Source organism: Enterobacter sp. JJBC (assembly GCF_036936505.1).
In the GTDB taxonomy this organism is placed as follows: Bacteria; Pseudomonadota; Gammaproteobacteria; order Enterobacterales; family Enterobacteriaceae; genus Enterobacter; species Enterobacter hormaechei_C.
On record NZ_CP136935.1, the window covers coordinates 3,678,825 to 3,699,240 of the forward strand.

The 20,416-nt window shown below is 56.4% G+C and carries 22 protein-coding genes; 9 read left to right on the forward strand and 13 right to left on the reverse strand.

All coding sequences use genetic code 11. The annotated features are described in order from the left end of the window. Positions 1-69: 69 nt before the first annotated feature. Genes RY075_RS17635 through RY075_RS17650 form a run of 4 tightly spaced genes read right to left on the reverse strand, consistent with a single transcriptional unit; the run spans position 70 to position 4,043 of the window. Entirely contained in the window at positions 70-1,068 is a 999-nt protein-coding gene (locus RY075_RS17635) for a transketolase family protein (protein ID WP_022651706.1), read from the reverse strand. Next, a complete protein-coding gene (locus tag RY075_RS17640; protein ID WP_022651707.1) occupies positions 1,068-1,913 on the reverse strand; it encodes a transketolase in 846 nt (281 codons plus the stop codon). The genes RY075_RS17635 and RY075_RS17640 overlap by 1 nt, the downstream gene beginning before the upstream one ends. A gap of 12 nt (positions 1,914-1,925) precedes the next feature. Next, the gene (locus RY075_RS17645) at positions 1,926-2,675 is read right to left on the reverse strand and encodes a glucose 1-dehydrogenase (protein WP_003862216.1); all 750 of its coding nucleotides are present in this window, start codon (positions 2,673-2,675) and stop codon (positions 1,926-1,928) included. 36 nt (positions 2,676-2,711) lie between these two features. After that, positions 2,712-4,043, reverse strand: a complete 1,332-nt coding sequence (locus tag RY075_RS17650) for an MFS transporter (RefSeq protein ID WP_023323645.1) — start codon at positions 4,041-4,043, stop codon at positions 2,712-2,714. A gap of 215 nt (positions 4,044-4,258) precedes the next feature. On the opposite strand from RY075_RS17650, the gene RY075_RS17655 reads away from it, so the two are divergent. After that, a complete protein-coding gene (locus RY075_RS17655) occupies positions 4,259-5,179 on the forward strand; it encodes a LysR substrate-binding domain-containing protein (RefSeq protein ID WP_003862214.1) in 921 nt (306 codons plus the stop codon). Between the two features lie 18 nt (positions 5,180-5,197). Here the strand turns inward: RY075_RS17655 and RY075_RS17660 are convergent, their stop codons facing one another. The 6 genes from RY075_RS17660 to RY075_RS17685 form a co-directional block, all read right to left on the reverse strand. Beyond that, the gene (locus RY075_RS17660) at positions 5,198-6,577 is read right to left on the reverse strand and encodes an amidohydrolase family protein (RefSeq protein WP_023314699.1); all 1,380 of its coding nucleotides are present in this window, start codon (positions 6,575-6,577) and stop codon (positions 5,198-5,200) included. Between the two features lies 1 nt (position 6,578). Then, positions 6,579-7,535 carry a carbamate kinase family protein gene (locus RY075_RS17665; RefSeq protein ID WP_063944425.1) on the reverse strand — a complete coding sequence of 319 codons (957 nt, stop codon included), beginning with the start codon at positions 7,533-7,535 and terminating at the stop codon, positions 6,579-6,581. Continuing rightward, the gene (locus tag RY075_RS17670; RefSeq protein ID WP_022651712.1) at positions 7,532-9,112 is read right to left on the reverse strand and encodes a hypothetical protein; all 1,581 of its coding nucleotides are present in this window, start codon (positions 9,110-9,112) and stop codon (positions 7,532-7,534) included. Before RY075_RS17670 ends, RY075_RS17665 begins: the two co-directional genes overlap by 4 nt. Positions 9,113-9,123: 11 nt before the next feature. After that, positions 9,124-10,539, reverse strand: a complete 1,416-nt coding sequence (locus RY075_RS17675) for a DUF1116 domain-containing protein (RefSeq protein WP_172745079.1) — start codon at positions 10,537-10,539, stop codon at positions 9,124-9,126. Continuing rightward, the gene (fdrA, locus tag RY075_RS17680; protein WP_338627869.1) at positions 10,539-12,080 is read right to left on the reverse strand and encodes an acyl-CoA synthetase FdrA; all 1,542 of its coding nucleotides are present in this window, start codon (positions 12,078-12,080) and stop codon (positions 10,539-10,541) included. Before fdrA ends, RY075_RS17675 begins: the two co-directional genes overlap by 1 nt. A 108-nt stretch (positions 12,081-12,188) precedes the next feature. Further along, positions 12,189-12,794, reverse strand: coding sequence for an ankyrin repeat domain-containing protein (locus tag RY075_RS17685; protein ID WP_022651715.1), 606 nt, complete (start codon positions 12,792-12,794; stop codon positions 12,189-12,191). A gap of 320 nt (positions 12,795-13,114) precedes the next feature. On the opposite strand from RY075_RS17685, the gene RY075_RS17690 reads away from it, so the two are divergent. Continuing rightward, positions 13,115-14,044, forward strand: coding sequence for a LysR substrate-binding domain-containing protein (locus RY075_RS17690; RefSeq protein WP_015571650.1), 930 nt, complete (start codon positions 13,115-13,117; stop codon positions 14,042-14,044). Here RY075_RS17690 and RY075_RS17695 read toward each other — a convergent pair. Further along, positions 14,041-14,199 (reverse strand): YqaE/Pmp3 family membrane protein, encoded by a 159-nt coding sequence (locus RY075_RS17695; RefSeq protein WP_023314704.1) that lies wholly within the window; start codon positions 14,197-14,199, stop codon positions 14,041-14,043. The two genes, RY075_RS17690 and RY075_RS17695, sit on opposite strands and share 4 nt — an antisense overlap. A 179-nt stretch (positions 14,200-14,378) precedes the next feature. Here RY075_RS17695 and RY075_RS17700 point away from each other — a divergent pair, with 179 nt between their 5' ends. Then, on the forward strand, positions 14,379-14,897 hold the full coding sequence (locus RY075_RS17700; protein WP_032609995.1) for a rhodanese family protein: 519 nt from the start codon (positions 14,379-14,381) through the stop codon (positions 14,895-14,897). 82 nt (positions 14,898-14,979) lie between these two features. Next, positions 14,980-15,159, forward strand: a complete 180-nt coding sequence (locus tag RY075_RS17705; protein ID WP_045346174.1) for a hypothetical protein — start codon at positions 14,980-14,982, stop codon at positions 15,157-15,159. 37 nt (positions 15,160-15,196) lie between these two features. On the opposite strand, the gene stpA is transcribed toward RY075_RS17705, so the two are convergent. Beyond that, complete coding sequence (stpA, locus tag RY075_RS17710) at positions 15,197-15,601, reverse strand: DNA-binding protein StpA (protein ID WP_022651717.1); 405 nt, start codon at positions 15,599-15,601, stop codon at positions 15,197-15,199. Positions 15,602-16,097: 496 nt separating this feature from the next. Between stpA and alaE the strand changes: the two genes are divergently transcribed. Beyond that, on the forward strand, positions 16,098-16,547 hold the full coding sequence (gene alaE / locus RY075_RS17715; RefSeq protein ID WP_022651718.1) for an L-alanine exporter AlaE: 450 nt from the start codon (positions 16,098-16,100) through the stop codon (positions 16,545-16,547). Positions 16,548-16,579: 32 nt separating this feature from the next. Here the strand turns inward: alaE and RY075_RS17720 are convergent, their stop codons facing one another. After that, positions 16,580-16,924, reverse strand: coding sequence for a DUF2002 family protein (locus RY075_RS17720; protein ID WP_006811693.1), 345 nt, complete (start codon positions 16,922-16,924; stop codon positions 16,580-16,582). 158 nt (positions 16,925-17,082) lie between these two features. Here RY075_RS17720 and RY075_RS17725 point away from each other — a divergent pair, with 158 nt between their 5' ends. From RY075_RS17725 to nrdE, 4 genes are all read left to right on the forward strand, one after another. Next, on the forward strand, positions 17,083-17,409 hold the full coding sequence (locus RY075_RS17725; protein ID WP_017382769.1) for a DUF883 domain-containing protein: 327 nt from the start codon (positions 17,083-17,085) through the stop codon (positions 17,407-17,409). Between the two features lie 243 nt (positions 17,410-17,652). Further along, the gene (gene nrdH / locus RY075_RS17730; protein ID WP_017382770.1) at positions 17,653-17,892 is read left to right on the forward strand and encodes a glutaredoxin-like protein NrdH; all 240 of its coding nucleotides are present in this window, start codon (positions 17,653-17,655) and stop codon (positions 17,890-17,892) included. Next, positions 17,889-18,299 (forward strand): class Ib ribonucleoside-diphosphate reductase assembly flavoprotein NrdI, encoded by a 411-nt coding sequence (nrdI, locus tag RY075_RS17735; RefSeq protein ID WP_325773935.1) that lies wholly within the window; start codon positions 17,889-17,891, stop codon positions 18,297-18,299. The genes nrdH and nrdI overlap by 4 nt, the downstream gene beginning before the upstream one ends. Beyond that, entirely contained in the window at positions 18,272-20,416 is a 2,145-nt protein-coding gene (gene nrdE, locus RY075_RS17740; RefSeq protein ID WP_022651719.1) for a class 1b ribonucleoside-diphosphate reductase subunit alpha, read from the forward strand. The genes nrdI and nrdE overlap by 28 nt, the downstream gene beginning before the upstream one ends.

Here is a 20,416-nt window from a genome sequence, read left to right on the forward strand (position 1 = left end):
ACTCCTTTATCACAACAGTGGCGAGGGTAAAGCACCCCTCGCCCGTTGACAACGTATCCGTCTTATAAATCACAGCCTGCGCCGGATTTTCTCCACCATGGCTGTGGTTGAGATCCCGTAGCGGTCATGGAGGGTGGGCAACGCGCCCGCATCAAGGAACGCGTCCGGCAGCGCGACGGTATCGAAATCCACGTTCACGCGGTTGCGCATCAACAGCGACGCGACGGCTTCGCACAACCCGCCTACGCTGCTGTGGTTTTCCGCCACGATGACCAGCCGTCCCGGCTTCGCAGCCTGCGCCAGGATCGTCTCTTCGTCCAGCGGCTTAATGGTGGGCGAGTGCAGCACCGCCACGCTGACGTTATCCTTACGCAGCTGCTTCGCCGCCTCCAGCGCACGCATGGTCATCAGGCCTGAGGCGACGATCAGGACATCGTTCCCCTCTTCCAGCAGCGCAGCTTTGCCAATCTTAAACTGGTAGTTGTACTGGTCCAGCACCACCGGCACCTTGCCGCGCAGCAGGCGCATATAGACAGGGCCATCGTGCGCTGCCATCGCCGGCACCGCCTGTTCCGTGTCGATTGCGTCACAGGGATCGATAATCGTCATGCCCGGAATACCGCGCATAATCGCAATATCTTCCGTCGCCTGGTGGCTCGGCCCGTAACCGGTGGTTAGCCCCGGCAGCGCCGCACAGATCTTCACGTTCAGGTGCTCTTCAGCAATCACCTGATGGATAAAGTCGTAGGCGCGGCGGGTAGCGAAGACGGCATAGGTGGTGGCGAAAGGAATAAAACCCTCTTTCGCCATGCCGCCCGCGGCCCCCATTAACAACTGCTCGGCCATGCCCATCTGAAAGAAGCGTTCCGGGTAGGCCTGAGCGAAAATATGCAGATCGGTGTACTTCGACAGATCCGCAGTCATGCCTACGACCTCCGGTCGCTGTTCCGCCAGCTTCACCAGCGCGTGGCCGAACGGTGCGGCTCGCGTCTCCTGGCCCTCTTCCGCGATAGAGGCAATCATCGCCGACGTGGTTAAACGCGGTTTTTTCTCCGTGGTCTGGCTCATTACAGCACTCCTTCAGGTTTGTTGGCATCCAGCACAGCGAGTGCCTTTTGCCACTCGTCAGCATCCACGCGAATAAAATGGTTCTTGTCACGCTTTTCGAGGAACGGCACGCCCTTGCCCATCAGCGTGTCGCACAAAATGACGCGCGGCTGGTTTTCCGGGTAGCGTTTGGCGTTATCAAACGCCGTTACCAGTGAAGGGACATCGTTGCCGTTGACGCGCTGCACGTACCAGCCGAAGGAGGTCCATTTATCTTCCAGCGGCTCAAAGCCGAGGATCGCGTGCGAGTTGCCATCCGCCTGCTGGCGGTTAATGTCCACCAGCACGATCAGGTTCGACAGGCCGTGATGTGCCGCCGACATCGCAGCTTCCCAGGTTGACCCTTCGTCCAGCTCGCCGTCCGACATGGAGTTAACGACCCATGCCGCGCTCTGCTTGCGCTTCAGCCCCAGCGCCATGCCAACGCCAATGCTTAAGCCCTGCCCCAGCGAACCGCCGGAGATCTCCATGCCCGGCGTGTAGGTTGCCATGCCGGACATCGGCAGGCGGCTGTCGTCCGCGCCGTAGGTCTCCAGCTCCTCTTCAGGAACGATCCCCGCTTCAATCAGGGCGGCGTAACAGGCAATGGCGTAGTGGCCGTGAGAGAGCAAAAAACGGTCACGCCCCTCCCACTCCGGCTCGCCCGGCTTAAGGTTCATCCCGTGGGCAAACGCGGTGGCCAGCACATCGGCATAGCCCAGCGCCTGCCCGATGTAGCCCTGCCCCTGCACTTCGCCCATGCGCAGCGCGTAGCGGCGAATGCGCCAGGCCGCGGCGGCAACCTGTTGAACTGTGGTATCCGTCATCGTCGTATCTCCTTAATGGATCAGCATCCCGCCGTTCACGTCGAGCGTGATACCGGTGGAGTAAGAAGAGAGGTCGCTGCCGAGGAACAGCGCGGCGCGGGCAATATCCTGCGCGTCTCCGAGGCGGTTAAGCGGAATGCCCGCCAGAATGGACGTTTTCATCTCATCGCTCAGCTTGCCTGCGGTAATGTCCGTCTGGATAAGACCCGGCGTGATGCAGTTTACGCGCACATTGTCGGGCCCCAGCTCACGCGCCATGGCTTTTGCCAGCCCCAGCACACCCGCTTTTGCAGCGCTGTAGTGTGGGCCGCCAAAGATGCCGCCGCCGCGCTGGGCCGATACCGATGAAATGCAGACGATGCTGCCCGACTTTTGCGCGCGCATAGTGGGAATAACCGCCTGGGACATTAGCAGCGTGCCGCGCAGGCTGACGTCAAGCACCGCATCGTAATTTTCGCGTTTGATATCCATCAGCTTGATCGGCTGAGTTATGCCGGCGTTATTCACCAGAATATCGATGCGCCCGTATTTCCCCAGCACCTGCTCAATGGCGGCATTAACCTGTAATTCATTGCTGACGTTCGCCGCAAGGCCCAGATGTTCGTCGCCAAGGCTCGCGGCGGCAGCCCGGCTGGCTTCAGCGTTTAAATCGATAATCACCACTTTCGCACCCTGTTCAGCATATAATTTCGCCGTAGCGAAACCCAAACCGCGTACGGAAGCCGCGCCGGTAATAACGGCGACTTTATTTTTCAGTAGCATACATTTACTCCATTAGGACAAGAGAGATTTAATGTTTTATTTCGGCTCTTCCAGCAGCATAATCATTATTAAGCCAATGGCTGCGCAAATACCGAAATAAATAAACACGGAATTAAAACTACCTGTTTTATCCAGCAGATAACCTGCCAGCATCGGGGAAACAAATCCGCCGAGATTACCGCCGCTATTGATAATGGACGCGGCAATCGGATAGGTTTTACTGTCCGCAACAGCCATTCCATAAGCCGTAAAAGCGGGCCAGCCGATATTCAGACAGAGGCCGACAAAAAATAACCCGACGCAAACCGCGACGGTGCTTTGCGGAATATTCAGCATAATAACCATCATTAAAACGGTGCTGATGGCTGTAAACATCATGGTCGGTTTACGTCGGCGGCCGAGCAGTTTGTCGGAGACGTAGCCGCCAAAAATCGCACCGATAAATCCACCGATGCACGGCATGCTGGCGACCAGCCCCATGCTCATAAACGTAAAGCCTTTCTCTTTCACCAGATAGAGCGGGATCCACGTCAACAGTCCGTACAGCACGCTGACCATCATAAAATAGGCCAGGCAGTCGCCGAGAATATTCTTCGAGGTAAACAGCCCTTTCACCGTGCTTACCGGGGCTAATTCCCGCACGCGGATCAGCCGATCGAGGCGTGCAAAGCCTGGTGAAATCACGATATTTTCCCGTCTGGCGTCCGGGGTCTCCTGACCGGCGGTAATGGTCTCCAGCTCCGCTTTCGAGACGAATGCGCTCTCGGACGGCCTGGTGCGTACCAGCAGATACCACAGGACGGCAATGACCAGACCGGGGATCGCAAAGGAGAAGAAGACCCAGCGCCAGCCCCAGGTCATGGCGATCCACACTGCCAGCGGCGGCACGAGGATGGGCGCGAACATGGTGGCGGCGATGTAGACGCCCGTGGCCGTGGCCTTCTCCTTTGGCGGAAACCAGTTATTGATGGTGGAGGCCAGCCCGACCGGGCACGGCCCCTCTGTTAACCCCAGCCCCAGGCGGATACACTTCAGGCCCAGAACCGAGGTTGCGGTGCCCATCAGCCAGGTAAAGGCAGAGAAGCCGAATATCGACAGTGCCACCATGCCGCGAATTCCCTTTTTGGCAATAAAAAAGCCCGCAGGAATTTGGCTCAGGGCGTATCCCAAAAAAAACATGCTGGCGATGGCACCGGCTTCGAAATTATTGATATGAAATTCGTCAATGATAAACGGCAGTACTGCACCAATATTTGTTCGGTCAGCATAGTTAATGGCATAAACAATAAAAATTAATGCCAGCACAACGAAACGGTAATTGGTTTTTTTAGTCTTTATGTAGGGGACAGCTTGTTCTATACGAGACATAACTTACCTCATTATTCGAACACCGTGAGTCGTTTTATTATTGCGTTCAACGTCAATATATCGGCTCACCCATGAAACGCCATTCAATAAAGCTCATTTATTGCTGAGATAAATTTGATTCGCGATAGAGCTCAAAAAAATAACATCGGGATAAAATTGCCCGCTCGCAGTCTCAATGTTATGTTTTTTATCAATTATCGTGTAAGGAGTAGGCCATGTCCGCGCAGGATCGCCAGACGTTATCGCTGCCCTCGCTCAGAAATTTGCAGGCGTTTATCGCCGTTGCTAACGCCCTGAGCATCCATCAGGCGGCGGAACAGCTCAACGTCACGCCTTCGGCGGTAAGCCACCAGATCGCGTCGCTGGAATCGTGGCTGGGCAAGAAATTATTTATCCGCAGCGGCAAAGGGGTTCAACTCACCCCGACGGGAGAACAATATCTGCGGGAGGTCTCGGCGGCGATGAGCGCCATCGGGCGCGCCACCGATCAAATCGTGAAAGAAAAAGACAATGCTGTGCTTCGCGTGCACTCTTCCCCCACCTTCGGGCTGTCCTGGCTGTTGCGCCGTCTGGGCAGATTCCGCGCCGAATATCCTGATATCACCATCAATCTCACCTGCTCCTATGAGAACCTACAGTTCGCCAGAGATAATATCGACATTGATATCCGTCACGGTATTCCGGACTGGGACGCCTACCGGGTGATGACCATTAAAAACGACACGCTGGTGGTATTGGCCTCGCCGGACTATGCAGAAGAGCATCCCATCAGCACGCCCGCCGATCTGCTGCAACAGTCGCTTATCTCGTCCACCAGCACTCTGGTGAACTGGGAGAAATGGTTCGCCTGGCACAATATCGACAGGCCCTGGCTTAATTTCAGCCTCAGCTTCGACCGCTCCTACATGAGCTTTGAAGCGGCGCGCATGGGGCTTGGGTTTATTCTGGAGAGCAAAATGATGGCTACCGATCACCTGAAGGATGGCTCGCTGGTGCAGGTGCTGCCTGATGAAATGGGTATCGCCATCAACGCGCACCATCTGGTGATGCCGCACATGAACGAACGCGCGTGGAAGATCCAGCAGTTCGTCGAGTGGATTGACCGTGAGTTGCGATTGTCGGGGTATCACCTGTAGCGATACCCCAACGTGGCGTCAGGCGACCGTGCCCCAGACCAGATTCCCCTTGTGGAACGTCGCGGTGCGCGGAGAAATGCGCGCCACCGCCTCGGCGGAACAGGAGGCGTCAACCAGCACAAAGCTGGCGTCGTCCTGCGCTTTAGGCCACACGCGCTCACCTTTGTCGTTCAGCGGCAGCACGTCGCCGGTGGCGATGCCCAGCGCCCGCGAAAGCGTCTGCTCGTTCGGGCGAATATAGAGCTGGGCGTAGAGGTTGGCTTTCTCCAGCATGTCCCCCAGACCGTACGGCGACCAGTGGTCGATCACGCTGTCGGTACCGGTCATGACAAACACGCCTTTATCACGTAACTGCTTCAGCGGCATGTGCAGGGTGCCAATCGGCACGGTCGAGGCGATGGTTACCTGCTGTGCCGCCATGCGGGTGGCGATCTCATCCACCTGCTGTTCGTTAAGCGTGGCCAGCGCGAAGGCGTGGCTGATGGTCAGCTTCCCCTTCAGCGCCGGCGTTTTCTCCACGGTTTCTACCATGTAGTTCACCGCCGCCACGCCCGCCGGGCTGGTTTCATGCAGGTGAATATCCACCCCTTTGTCGTAATCCAGCGCAATCTGGAACATGGTATCTAGCGATTTCTCCATCGCGCCGTCGACGCTGGTTGGGTCCAGCCCGCCCACATAATGCGCCCCCGCCTGCATCGCCTCGCGCATCAGCTTTTCAGAATTCGACAGCAGCAGGCCGTGCTGCGGGAAGGCAACGATTTCGCAGTCAAAGCCTGCGCCCCGGCGCGCCAGTACCGCCTGCAAATTTTCCAGGTTTTTCAGGCCGGAAACCGGCTCTATGTTGCAGTGGCTGCGGGCGATGGTGGACCCTTTGGACTGGATCAGGTCGATCAGCTTTTCGGCGCGTTCTTGCGTGTAGGGCTGTAACTCCGGCAGCAGCTTCTGCTCCAGGCGGATCATGTCCTGAATGGTGGTGCCCGCCGGACGGTTCAGGGAGCGCCACGGGCCGCCGTAGAAGGTTTTATCCAGGTGAATGTGCATGTCGCGCATCGCCGGAAGCATCAGCTTTTTACCCGCGTCGTAGTGCGGCAGGGTCGCGTCGGCGTGGCTGCCGTTATCGCGCAGGGCGACGATTTTCCCGTCTTTGATCTCCAGCGTTTTCAGCTCGGTGCGGGTGCTTGTCGCCACGCTGCCGTCGTAGTTAAACCCGGCTTCCAGCAGCACGTTGTCGAGATAGTAATGTTTTGCGGTGATGTTCATCGGTTTACCCGTCTCGCAGGTTGCCTTTACAGAATCGGCAGCATACGCGACGGAACCCGTGGCGCCAAACAGCGCGCAGGCAGTAACCATTTTGCCGCTCTGGCTGATAAACTCGCGGCGGCTTTTATTCTCACTCATCTTATCTTCCTTCATTAATAATATGGGTACCCGTTTCACCGCGCAGCGCTGCGGGCAGGCAGTCCGGCGAGGTGATGATTACGCGCCTGCCGCCATGGCGTAAAAATTCCAGCGAAGCGACGATTTTTGGCAACATGCTGCCCGCCGGGAAGTGGCCTTCATCCATGTAGCGCTTCATCTGCGCCACGTTGACGGTATCCAGCGCCTGCTGGTTCGGCTTGCCGAAGTTCACGCACACTTTCTCCACGCCGGTGGTGATCACCAGCACGTCAGCGCGGATCTCGCGCGCCAGCAGCGCGGTGGAGAGATCTTTATCGATAACCGCATCCACGCTCTGGTAATCGCCCTGTTCACTGCGCACCACGGGAATGCCTCCACCGCCCGCGCCGATGACCACAAAACCTTTCTGCGTTAGCGCCTTAATCGCATCCGCCTCGACGATGCGCCGCGGCTGGGGCGAGGCCACCACGCGGCGATAGCCCCGGCCTGAATCCTCGACAAAATGCCAGTCCGGGTGCGCGAGCTGTAGCTCGTCGCGCTGCGCCTCGCTGAAGAACGCGCCGATCGGTTTTGTCGGGTGCGTAAAGCCGGGATCGTTTTTATCCACCTCCACCTGGGTGACGACCGTGACCGCCTTTTGCTCGCCACGCGCCGCCAGGCGGTTGTTGAGCGCCTGCTGGATCAGGTAGCCGATGCCGCCCTGGGTATCCGCCACGCAGTTTGCCAGCGGGGTCAGCGGCAGCCCTTCCCGCTCGTGGGCGATTTCGGCGCGGCGCAGATCCAGCCCCACCTGCGGGCCATTGCCATGGGTGAGCACGATGTCATAGTCCGAGGCCAGCATTTCGAGCACCGACTCAGCCACCGCTTTGACCGCCTGCGCCTGATGCTCAATCGACTGGCTGGCGTTGTCTTTGATAATGCTGTTGCCGCCGATGGCGACGACCATAAGCTCTTTCATTTTGTTTCCTTTAGAAGGTGCGTTCTGGTGCCCTCACCCCGGCCCTCTCCCACAGGGAGAGGGGGATTAACAGAGGTATCCAGCACATGCTTCACCACAAACATCCCGCCCATCATCAGGTAGGCCGTGACAAACATCAGGGAACTGCCCTCGGCAAAGCCCACCACCGGGGCGTGGATCACGCCAAACAGCGCCAGCAGCGCGCCTCCTGCGGCGGCGACGGCCCCGCGCAGCGGTTTGTTGATAATGGCGAAGATGGCGATACAGCCCCAGAGCATGCTGGCGAGCGGCGCGCCGTTGCCGAGATGCATCAAGCCTTCGTAGTAGATCCCCTTGCTGTGCAGCACGTCGGTGCCGATTTTCGCCGCGCTGGTCCCCGCGGCGCTCATCACGCTGTTCATCATGGTCAGCGCCCAGTTGGCGATCCACGGGAACAGGCAGATGAAGATGACGGGCACCTCCACTTTCGGGGTTTCCCTCACCACCTGGTTGGCGGTGACGACGCCGATAAACACCAGAATCGGCACGATGGCGGTCATCGGTATGATGGCGAGCATAAAGGCCCCCAGCCCGAACAGCGGCACGATGAACATGGTCACGCCGGACGCCAGGGTGTAGCCGATGCTGGCGCCCATCGCTTTCCAGCCAGGATGGCCGACGTAGACCGTGACCGGGAACGGATTGCCCATCAGGCAGCCGAGCATCGAGGCCAGACCGTTCGCCAGCATTACCTTGCGGGTCGGGTATTCATCCCCCGCCGCGTGGGCGCTTTCGATGTTCTCCAGGTCAAAGATGTAGTTCGCCAGCCCCAGCGGTACGGCGGACGCCAGATACGGCAGCGCGTGCGGCAGCCCCTGCATGAAGCTGTCCACGTGCACTTCCGGCGGGTTAAAGCCGAAGGATGACATGGACGCTTTAATGGCATCCGGGCTTTGCAGGCCGGAGATCCACGCAAGTAGAGTACCGGCAATTAACAACAGCAGGCCGGTCGGGATACGGGCGAAAATCGGCTTTTTACCGAACCAGTTAATGAAGATCAGCAGCAGGACGATAAACGACACGGTCGGCGCTTCGAACGCCTGCAACATCGGGTTCATCGCCAGCAGCAGCAGGCCAAGACCGGACAGGCACGACAGCAGCACGGTACGCGGGATCATCTTGCGGATGGTTTCCCCCAGGAAGGAACCGCCCGCGAGGATCATCGCTTCCACAAAGCACCACACCAGGCCAATCTGAATCGCGAAATCCGCATCGCCAGTTTGCTGGTAAACCGGCATTAAGACCAGGAAGGTCACGGTAAAAATCGACGGCGCGCTCGGGCCGGACGGCAACGCGGTGACGTCCGTTCGTCCGGTAGCGCGCGCCATTTGCAGGCCAAACCACGTATAGCAAAGACTCGCCACCAGCACCGCCAGCCCGAAGGCTGGCGCGATGCGTCCATAAACAATCTCCTTCGGGATGCCGACGACAAAAATGAGCAGCCCCATCATGGTCAGCAAATTGGTCAGGTTGTTGGTCATCAACCCGAAATAAGCTGCCCAGTCACCTCTTTTCCACTCCAGTTTCATGTTTTTCATGGATGCATGCCTTATAAAAAGTAGCGATCGCGGAAGGTTAACAGCGCCTTTTCAAAACAGCTAAACGGCGGGTGAACGATGCCCGCCCCAATCATGCCGATCCCGGCGTCCTTGTGGGCAATGGCGGTATTAATGACCGGCAGAATGCCGCTGCCCGCGACCTTCATGATGTCGATGGCGGTCGGGATGCCCATAAAGGAGAGCAGCGGAATGGTGACGTTCGGGTTTTCGCCGAGGGTGATTTCGCGCATCTGGCGAGAAAAATCGATGGCTTCCTCCACCGTGCCGCCCACCAGCGCAACGATGGCCGGGGCCGTCGCCATCGCAAAGCCGCCGATGCCGTAGGTTTCGGTAATCGCGCTGTCGCCGATATCCAGCCCGGAGTCTTCCGGCTTATAGCCCGCGAACATCGGGCCGATCACCTGCTGCGCCGGGCCGGTAAACCACTGCCCCGGCAGGCCGGAAACGCGCAGGCCGAACTCGTAGCCGTTGCGCGCCATGGTGGTGACGACGGTGCTGTACTCAATGCCGTGGGCGGCATCCAGCGCGGCCTTACACATCGCCATCCACGTCGGACCGGAGAAGTAGTCGCTGCTGGCGACAAACTCGAACACTTCACGCTGCTGCGCCACCGGATAGCCCGCCTGGATCAGCCCCGGCGTCAGCGCCTGAATAAGCAGCGTGGTGCCCGCGTTGTTGCGGTTGTGGCACTCGTCGCCCATGTGCAGCGCCTGGGCCAGCATCAGGCGCAGGTCGATTTCGCCGATAATCTTCATCGCGTCGCGCAGCATCGGGCCGAGCACGTCGCGCATCCAGTTCAGGCGCTCGATCACGCTCTGGTCGTTAGCCCCCATGCGCAGGATCTTCGCCATCTGCTCGCTGAGGTTGGTGAAGGCGCGGTTGCCATAAGTTTTGTTCTCAACGATGTGCATAAACATCGACGCGGAGGTGACGCCCGCCATCGAGCCCACGCAGTCATGCTCGTGGCAAGGCGAGAACGTAATATCTCCGGAGGCGGCGATCCTTGCCGCATCGTCCAGATCCGTCGCCAGCCCTTCAAACACCAGCGCGCCGGTAACCGCGCCTTTCATCGCACCGCACATGTTTTCCCAGGTAACTGGCGGACCGGCGTGCAGAATGGTCGTGCGGGTCATGCCCGGCACCACGTTGATGGCCTGGTCATAGCCCACCAGCACCGGATGGGACTGAATAATCCGCTCCAGGGCAATTTTGTTCGCGGCGGCAATTTTCTCCGCCAGCGGTTTTTCCGCCAGCTGGTCGAGCGCTTTAACAACCTGCATATTGCCCTGCCCCGGCGGCGTCCAGTCGAGCTGGGTCACGGGAACGTGCTGCTTTTTGAGGTCGTCGCTGAACATCGCAATGCCGACGTTAATGACGTTTAGCGGCTGGTTGAATAAAGTGGTCATTATGCTTTCTCCCCTTTGCAGACAAATTCGCGTGCCAGTAATCCGGTGTTGGTGCTGCTGCTGGCCCAGATGACGCCTGCGTCGGTCAGCAGCTGGCACTGCTGCGCCAGCGACTGCGGATCCTGATCGGTGCCGAGCACGTAGCCGAGAATTTCCAGCGGACGGTTGTCGGCGTTCGCGATCGCCTGTGCCTCTTTGATCGCCTCGATCATCACCCCCACCGGATCGTCGTGCGCGCCAAAGCCCAGCACGAAGTCCATCACGATGACGCCCACCTGCGGATCGCGCGCCTCCTGTAGCAGGCGGCTGATGCGGTTGGTCGGGTCGATCATTGGGTGTGGCTTGCCGTTGGTGAAATCATCGTCACCGAAATCAAGGAAGGTGTGGGCCTGGCTAACGCTGATATCTTTCAGACGCCTGGCCGGGTCCGGCTGGATGTTGCTGTAAACATCGTCAAACTTCTCCAGCGCGGCAAACATCGCTTCGTCGCACAGGGTGCCGCCGCAGAACAGGCCGCGAATGTATTTCTGCTGCGACGTCAGGCGGGTGCGTACCTCTTCGATCAGCGGCCAGTTGAGCGGATGTAAATCCAGGTCGTCTTTTTTAATGCCGGTAAGCAGCACCGCTTTCAGGGCCGCCTCTTTGGTGCCACGAGCAAACTGCAAACCGTCTTCATCGGCAGGCGGTTCGTTGCGGCCCAGGAAGCACACAACTACAGGCTTGCGGCAGGCGCGTGCCCGGGCCAGCACCTTCTCAGCCACCGCGGGTGCTGGCGGTTTGGAGATGAGCGCTATCACCCGAGTCGCGTCGTCCGCCTCCAGCATGTCGATGGCGTCGAGCATCATCAGGCCGCCGATCTTCTCGCTAAGATCGCGTCCGCCGGTGCCGATTAACTGCGACACGCCGCCGCCGAACTCATGAATGCGCACGCTCAGCTCCTGGCTGCCGGTACCGGAGGCGCCAACGATGCCAATCGGCCCGCGACGCACCGCGTTGGCGAAGCACAGCCCCGCGCCGTTGATAATGGCGGTGCCGCAGTCTGGCCCCATCATCAGCAGACCCTTTTCATGCGCCAGCTGCTTCAGCGCCAGCTCGTCGTCGAGCGATACGTTATCGGAGAACAGCATCACGTTAAGATTGTTTTCCAGCGCCTGACGCGCTTCCCGGGCGGCGAAGGTGCCGTTGACGGAAATCACCGCCAGGTTGCTGTCCGGACGATGGGTTTTGGCGCTGGCAATCGACGCGTAGCGTGCTTCATGGGAGCCCGTGCGCTCTTTACGCGTGAACAGCGCTTCAATGGCGGCCAGGGTTTCATCATTTGCCGCGTCGCCTTTAATCACGATCATCAGGTCGCCATTTTTCGCGTCCGCTAATTCCGGCGTTAATAGCCCGAGGTTTTTTAATACGCCTTTGTTCATTTCCGTCGCCATCGCCACAAACGCCTGCTCGACGCCCGGCAATTTATTGGCTTTGGTGGAAACCGACATTAAGGAAACCGAATCGAAATACGTATTCTTTTTTATGACGATTTTGGTTGGCATTATTTTCACCTGTTTAAGATAAAAGGGGGCCGCCGTCGTGCTAAATGCACGTCGGTAACAATGCGTTTTTTCAGTAACGGCCAGCCAGGGGAAGGCTGACCGAATGCGCTACGCGCCTGCCGCCAGCAGCAGGTCTGCGATCGCGTTGAAGCCTTTTTCCCGCGCCAGTTCGAGCGGGGTTTTGCCGTATTTATCGGTCATGTGCGGGTTCGCGCCGTGATCCAGCAGCAGCTTCACAATTTCCTGCTGCTTTGCGCCGCCGTCGTTTAATACGATGGCCTCCAGCAACGGCGTCCAGCCGACAAAATTGGTGTGGTTGACGTTGATGTCGGTTTTTTCCAGCAGCTCACGCACGATTTCAACGTGCCCTTTTTCACTGGCAGGGGTAATGCCCACGCCGCCAAAGCGCGTCAGACGGTCGAGATCCGGATCCGCCGGAAGGACAATGCGCAGCAGGGTTAAATCATTGGTCAGGCAGCTGATCAGGAAGGGGTTAAAACAGGTCTGGTCCTGTTTATCAATATCCGCCCCGGCGGCAATTAAAAATTCCACACAGGCGTAATGCTTTTTCAGGCTGGCAATAATAATGGCGGTTCTTTTCTGGCGGTTGGTTACGTTAATATCCACGCCTTTTTCCAGGCAGGCTTTTAGCGCGTCGATATTGCCCTCTTCTGCCGCCAGCAGAAATTCTGTAACCAGTGCAGTTGCAGACATATTCAGACTCCCTATGTTTCACTTCTGATGGCCTGAGAATAGCAACAGCCTGGTCATAAAAGAATCCGCTTAAAAATCATTCATCGACACGCAATTCATTGTTGAGTTAAATTCAACGGTCCGGCAGAAACGTGCGTCTGTGCAACCTTTTTCTTATGTTTTACCGCTTTTACACACTTCAGGCTGCATTATCCTTATGGCTGAAAAAGCCTTACACAGCGCGGCCCTACGTAAAAATACAGAACTGTGACCAACATCAACTATGATGTAACGCCAGTGTTAAAATATGTTCAAAACTGATGGTCACCAGGAGCCATAATATGAATTCCATCTTTACCGAAGAGAATTTGCTGGCCTTCACCACCGCGGCACGTTTTGGCAGTTTTAGCAAAGCGGCTGCCGAGCTGGGCGTAACCACCTCGGCCATCAGTTACACCATCAAACGCATGGAGACCGGCCTGGACGTGGTGCTGTTTGTACGCAACACGCGCAGCATTGAGCTGACCGAATCCGGTTTTTATTTTTATCGTAAAGCGACCGACCTGCTGAATGACTTTCATGCCATCAAGCGCGGGATTGATACCATTTCTCAGGGCATTGAGACGCGGGTGCGCATCTGCATAAATCAGCTTTTGTATACGCCACGCCATACCGCGCGTTTGCTCCAGGTGCTGAAAAAACAGTTTCCCACCTGCCAGATCACGGTGACGACCGAGGTGTATAACGGCGTCTGGGATTCCATCATTAATAATCAGGCCAATATCGCCATTGGCGCGCCGGATACGCTGCTGGACGGCGGCGGCATTGATTATACCGAGATAGGCGCGATCCGCTGGGTATTTGCCATCGCGCCCACGCATCCGCTGGCGTTCGCCCCGGAGCCCATCTCCGAAAGTCAGCTGCGTCTGTATCCCAATATCATGGTCGAGGATACCGCGCATACCATCAATAAGAAGGTGGGCTGGCTGCTTCACGGTCAGGAGGCGATTCTGGTGCCGGACTTCAACACGAAATGCCAGTGTCAGATCCTGGGGGAAGGTATTGGATTTTTACCGGAATACATGACGCGTGAGGCGGTGGAGGATGGGCTGCTGGTAACGCGGCGAATCAATAATCCGCGCCAGGATTCGCGCATGCTGCTCGCCACGCAGCATGCGGCGACCGGTCAGGTCACGCGCTGGATAAAACAGCAATTTGGCCCCGAAGGCGTGCTGACCCGGATCTACAGTGACTTACTGTGGCGTACCTAGCTCTTCGTCTGAACCCAAAATGCGTGGATAAGACCGGGGAAGTAGCCCAGGATGGTCAGAAGGATATTCAGAATAAACGCCCAGCCCAGCCCCTTGCCAAGCAGCACGCCCAGCGGCGGGAGAATAATCGTAAAAAGAACGCGCCAAAAACCCATAAATAACTCCGTGCAAGCTAACCAATTGAAAATTATAAAAGACACTTCTCTAAGCGTAGCCAGTTTAAGGGTAACTGCCATTCATCTCTCGCGCTTTTACCTGCCTTTACCCTCTTTACACTGGCTTAAACCCGGCCTTAAATGCTCTACTGTTCTGAAATTGACCGTAAGGAAACATAATGTCTCTTCCTCTTATTTCGCCGCAGCAGGCAAACGCGCTTATTGCTGAAGGCGCCAAACTTATCGATATTCGCGACCCCGACGAGTATGCCCGCGAGCATATTCCGGCGGCGCACTCCATTCCGCTGGATTCGTTACCCGGCGGGCTTAACGCGGCGCCGGGAGAAACGGTGATTTTCCACTGTCAGTCCGGCGCACGAACCTCAAACAATGCTGCTCGTCTGGCGCAGGCAGCATCCCCTGCGAACGCCTGTGTGGTTGAGGGAGGCATTCAGGGCTGGAAACAGGCCGGGCTGCTGACCGTTGAAGATCGATCGCAGCCGCTTCCGCTGATGCGTCAGGTGCAGATCGCTGCCGGGCTGCTGATCCTCTGCGGCGTGGTGTTGGGTTACAGCGTCTCCAGCGGTTTTTTCCTGCTGAGCGGTTTTGTGGGCGCCGGGCTGCTGTTCGCCGGAGTGACAGGTTTTTGCGGTATGGCGCGACTTCTGAAAGTGATGCCGTGGAACCGACGTACCTGATAAGGAGTATCTGAAAGATTAGGCTGTACCCCGTCCCGGACGTGGGCTATGGTGAAGATCATGACAATGATGAGGAGGTGCTATGTTTTCTGTCGGTGATTATGTCCAACCGCGTCAGGGCGGTCCGAAACTGAAAGTGCTCGAAGTGAATGGTGAAAACATTGTGGCCGTGCAGGCCAGCGATGAGCAGAGCGAGAAATATCACCTGAAAGCGGCGGACGTAGTTCTGTACTCCGAAGAAGGTGACTTTGGCGTCTGCTAAGTCAATAATCGGGCGGAATACACCGCCCGAATAATCATCAGATCAGGAAATCGTCCAGCGATTTACCGTTTGCCAGTGCGGTCGCAATTGGCTTTGGCGTACGTCCCTGACCGGTCCAGGTTTTTTCTTCACCGTTCGCGTCAATAAAACGATATTTCGCCGCACGCGCTTTACGTTTTTTCGTCGGCTGACCCGCCTGCGCCAGGTCACTGCCTAACAGATCGCTCGGAGAAATACCGTCAGCTTTCATCAGTTCCAGCAGAGCATTAATTTTATCCTGCTGTTCAGCGCGTTGACGCTCTAATTCAGCCTGCTCGCTGCGTTTTTCTTCAGTGACAATCCGGAATTTTTCCAGCACTTCTTCCAGAACATCCATGGATAATTCACGTGCCAGCGCCCGGAGGGTACGAATATTATTAAGATTCTGTAACGTTAAAGCCATAATAATGAAAAACCTTTCTTCGTGTGTATAACATAAATCAGGCAACAGAATAATTGATTTTGGTTCTGATATCTACCCACTGTGACGTTTTGACATTATTGTAAATGTTTTAGAATATCCCGTTAATATAACCCTGAAATATATGTCTGTTTTAAAGCGTAATATACCGCCCTTACCCAGGCCAAAAAACCCTGTTTTAAACCGTTCAAAAAACCGCCTCCAAAATCCCACACAACAAAGGTTTCACACGCGCATAGATAATCTAATTCATTGATATATTTCACTAAAATAGGCGCGAGGAGAGAAAATAACGAAGCGCGCAAAAAACGCACATTTTTAGAGAATTTTATGGCTAAAGCGCCAGTAAATAAAAATTAATCACTACTTGTTAGTTAAAAGCCAGAGAGATACGCTATACACTCAAAACAAACCAACCTAAAGCACTAAAGGCCGCAGGTAAAACGCCACTTTTTTGTCCTGTTCGAGGAGTTCAGACATGTTCTCACCGCAGTCTCGCCTGCGCCATGCGGTAGCGGATACGTTCGCGATGGTCGTTTACTGTTCCGTCGTGAATATGCTGATTGAAATTTTCCTGTCGGGAATGTCCTTTGAGCAATCTCTCTCGTCGCGCCTGGTGGCCATTCCGGTGAATATCATGATCGCCTGGCCGTACGGCCTGTACCGCGATGCAGTGATGCGTTTAGCCCGGCGTATTAGCCCGGCGGGTTGGGTAAAAAACCTGGCGGACGTGCTGGCTTACGTGACGTTCCAGTCCCCGGTGTATGTGTTTATTTTGCTGACGGTGGGCGCAGACTGGCATCAAATCGCCGCTGCGGTAAGTTCAAATATCGTGGTATCCATGCTGATGGGTGCGGTGTACGGTTACTTTCTTGACTACTGCCGCCGCCTGTTCAAAGTCAGCCCTTATAGCCAGGCAAAAGCGTAAGGTAAGGCGACTGGCTCATGCCAGTCGCAGAGTTATTGTACGTCGCCAAACAGCCCTTTCAGGAATCGCTCCAGCGCCATACGCGAGCTGAAACCGTGCGGAATACCATAATGTTCATGCGTCTCGCCGCCTAAATAGAGCGGAAATTGCTGATAATGATCGCAGGTTTTAATATCCGAGGCGGGCTCAGCAAATGACAGGCTTCTGTCTTTGAGTGTCGGGTGAATAATGAGAGCAGTACGCCCCATTCTTGCTTCACGGTTGACGTAAACATAATTCTCACCACGGCGATATCCGTACGCTTTTGATGTTACCTCATCCATGGTGAACCCTTCTTTTTCAAGAACGCGCGCCACCTCATCGGGTCGTAAATACATATCTTTTCCTCATTATCATTCCTGCCCGGCAACCTTACAGTATTCAGCATTAGCAGGGCTTTCAGAATATTCCATAAACTGCCCGATAAGCCGTGACTCGCTTCAGATATTACATTTCTGGACTAAACTAAACGGGAACACAAATTATGGAGGATCGTATGTTTAACAGACCGAACCGAAACGATATTAATGACGACACACAGGATATTCGTAACGATGTCAGCCAATTAGCGGACACGCTGGAAGCCGTATTGAAATCCTGGGGCTCTGACGCGAAGGACGAAGCAGATGCCGCGAAACGTAAGGCTCAGTCTCTGCTGCGTGAAACGCGGGCAAGGATGAATGGCCGCTCACGTACCACTCAGGCGGCCTGCGACATGGCCAGCTGCGCCACCACCTTCGTACGTGAAAAACCGCTTTGTACGCTGGGAACGGTCGCGGCGGTCGGGATTTTTGTCGGCGCCCTGCTTAGTCTGCGTAAGTAAGCGCGCGTTCTTAGCCCCGGTAGCCTCAGGCGCCGGGGCTTTTCTTTACCTGACAACCTGAAAAAACCGTACAGCCCGCCCTGCCCCGCCAGGCTCATCATCGGGGCCTTATTAATCTGAATTTCCCATATCTTGTGTGGTTGAAACTTATATAAACTACATCTAGTATTCCCTTTAGTAAGACACACACAATATGACGCGTTTACTCGCGCCGTCCTCTCATTCTAAATGGAAATGCGAATCATGAGCATTATTATTTACACTCGTAACGATTGTGTTCAGTGCCACGCCACGAAACGGGCGATGGAGAGCCGCGGCGTGGCATTTGAGATGGTCAATATTGATCAGGTGCCCGACGCGGCAGACACCCTGCGGGCGCAGGGTTTCCGTCAGCTTCCGGTTGTGGTTGCCGGCGACACCAGCTGGTCTGGCTTCCGTCCGGACATGATCAACCGCCTTGCCGCTCAGGGCGTCAGTGCATGAGCACGCTGGTCTACTTGTCCAGCAGCTCGGAAAACACGCTTCGGTTTATGGAGCGTCTCGGGCTGCCCGCGATACGCATTCCGCTGAACGAGCGGGAGCGTATTCAGGTAGACGAACCCTACATTCTGGTGGTGCCCAGCTATGGCGGTGGCGGCACCGCAGGGGCTGTGCCTCGTCAGGTGATCCGCTTTCTGAACGATCCCCATAACCGGCAGCTGATTCGCGGCGTGATCGCCGCAGGCAATCGCAACTTCGGCGAGGCCTTTGCCCGCGCCGGGGATGTCATCTCTCAAAAATGCGGCGTGCCGTATCTCTATCGTTTTGAACTGATGGGGACACAGCAGGACGTAGAGAACGTGCGTAAAGGAGTGAACGAATTTTGGCAACGACAACCGCAGAGCGCGTGATTCAGGCAACGCCGGATTACCACGCATTAAACGCCATGCTAAACCTCTATGACCGGGAGGGGCGCATTCAGTTTGATAAAGATCGTGAGGCGGTGGACGCCTTTTTTGCCGCTCATGTGCGCCCGAACAGCATCGTTTTTGGCAGCCAGCAGGAACGTCTCGACTGGCTGGTAAAAGAGGGTTATTACGAAGAGCGTGTCCTGACCCGCTACGACCGCGCCTTCGTGGTGGCATTGTTTGAACGGGCGCACGCCAGCGGTTTTCGCTTCCAGACGTTTCTCGGCGCGTGGAAGTATTACACCAGCTACACCCTGAAAACCTTTGACGGCAAACGCTATTTAGAAAGCTTTGAAGATCGGGTGGTGATGGTGGCGCTGACGCTGGCGCAGGGCGATGAAGTGCTGGCCGAAAGTCTCACGGAGGAGATCCTCTCCGGCCGCTTCCAGCCCGCCACGCCAACGTTCCTTAACTGCGGGAAAGCCCAGCGCGGCGAGCTGGTCTCCTGCTTCCTGCTGCGTATTGAAGACAATATGGAGTCGATTGGCCGTGCGGTAAATTCGGCGCTACAGCTTTCGAAACGCGGCGGCGGTGTGGCATTTCTGCTTTCGAACCTGCGGGAAGCGGGCGCGCCGATTAAGCGCATCGAAAATCAGTCCTCCGGCGTCATCCCGGTGATGAAGATGCTGGAAGATGCCTTTTCGTACGCCAACCAGCTTGGCGCGCGTCAGGGCGCGGGTGCGGTTTATCTGCACGCGCACCACCCGGACATTCTGCGTTTTCTGGATACCAAACGTGAAAACGCCGATGAAAAGATCCGCATTAAAACCCTGTCGCTCGGCGTGGTGATCCCGGATATCACGTTTAAGCTGGCTAAAGAGAATGCCGACATGGCGCTCTTCTCACCGTATGATGTTGAGCGGATTTACGGCAAAGCCTTTGGCGACGTGGCGATAAGCGAGCTGTACGACGAGCTGGTGGCCGACGATCGCATTCGTAAAAAAACCATCAACGCCCGGGATTTCTTCCAGACGCTGGCTGAAATTCAGTTTGAATCCGGTTATCCGTACATCATGTACGAGGATACGGTGAACCGCGCCAACCCGATTGGCGGGCGCATCAACATGAGCAATCTGTGCTCGGAGATTTTGCAGGTCAACAGCGCGTCCAGCTACGACGAGAACCTCGACTACGCGGACGTGGGCAAGGATATCTCCTGTAACCTCGGGTCGCTGAATATTGCCCACACCATGGACTCTCCCGATTTTGGCCGCACGGTAGAGACCGCCATTCGCGGACTGACGGCGGTATCAGACATGAGCCACATCCGCAGCGTACCGTCTATTGAAGCGGGCAACGCCGCGTCGCATGCCATCGGCCTTGGGCAGATGAACCTGCACGGCTATCTGGCGCGGGAGGGCATCGCCTACGGCAGCCCCGAAGGGCTGGATTTCACCAACCTTTATTTCTACACCGTCACCTGGCATGCGGTGCATACCTCGATGATGCTGGCGCGCGAACGCCACCAGCGGTTCGCAGGCTTTGAGCAGTCCCGCTACGCCAGCGGAGAGTATTTCAGCCAGTATCTGGAAGGCGACTGGCAGCCGAAAACCGAAAAAGTACGCGCGCTGTTTGCCCGCGCTGGCATCACCCTGCCGACGCGTGAGATGTGGCAACAGCTGCGTGAAGAGGTGATGCGCTACGGCATTTATAACCAGAACCTTCAGGCGGTGCCGCCAACCGGCTCCATTTCCTATATCAATCACGCCACGTCGAGCATCCACCCCATCGTGTCGAAGATTGAAATCCGTAAGGAAGGCAAAACCGGGCGCGTCTACTACCCTGCCCCGTTTATGACCAATGAGAATCTGGCTCTGTACCAGGACGCCTATGAAATTGGCCCGGAAAAGATCATTGATACCTACGCCGAGGCGACTAAACATGTGGATCAGGGGCTGTCGCTGACGCTCTTCTTCCCGGACACCGCCACCACGCGGGATATCAACAAAGCGCAGATCTACGCCTGGAAGAAAGGCATCAAAACGCTGTACTACATTCGCCTGCGCCAGCTCGCGCTGGAAGGCACCGAAATTGAAGGCTGCGTGTCCTGCGCGCTGTAA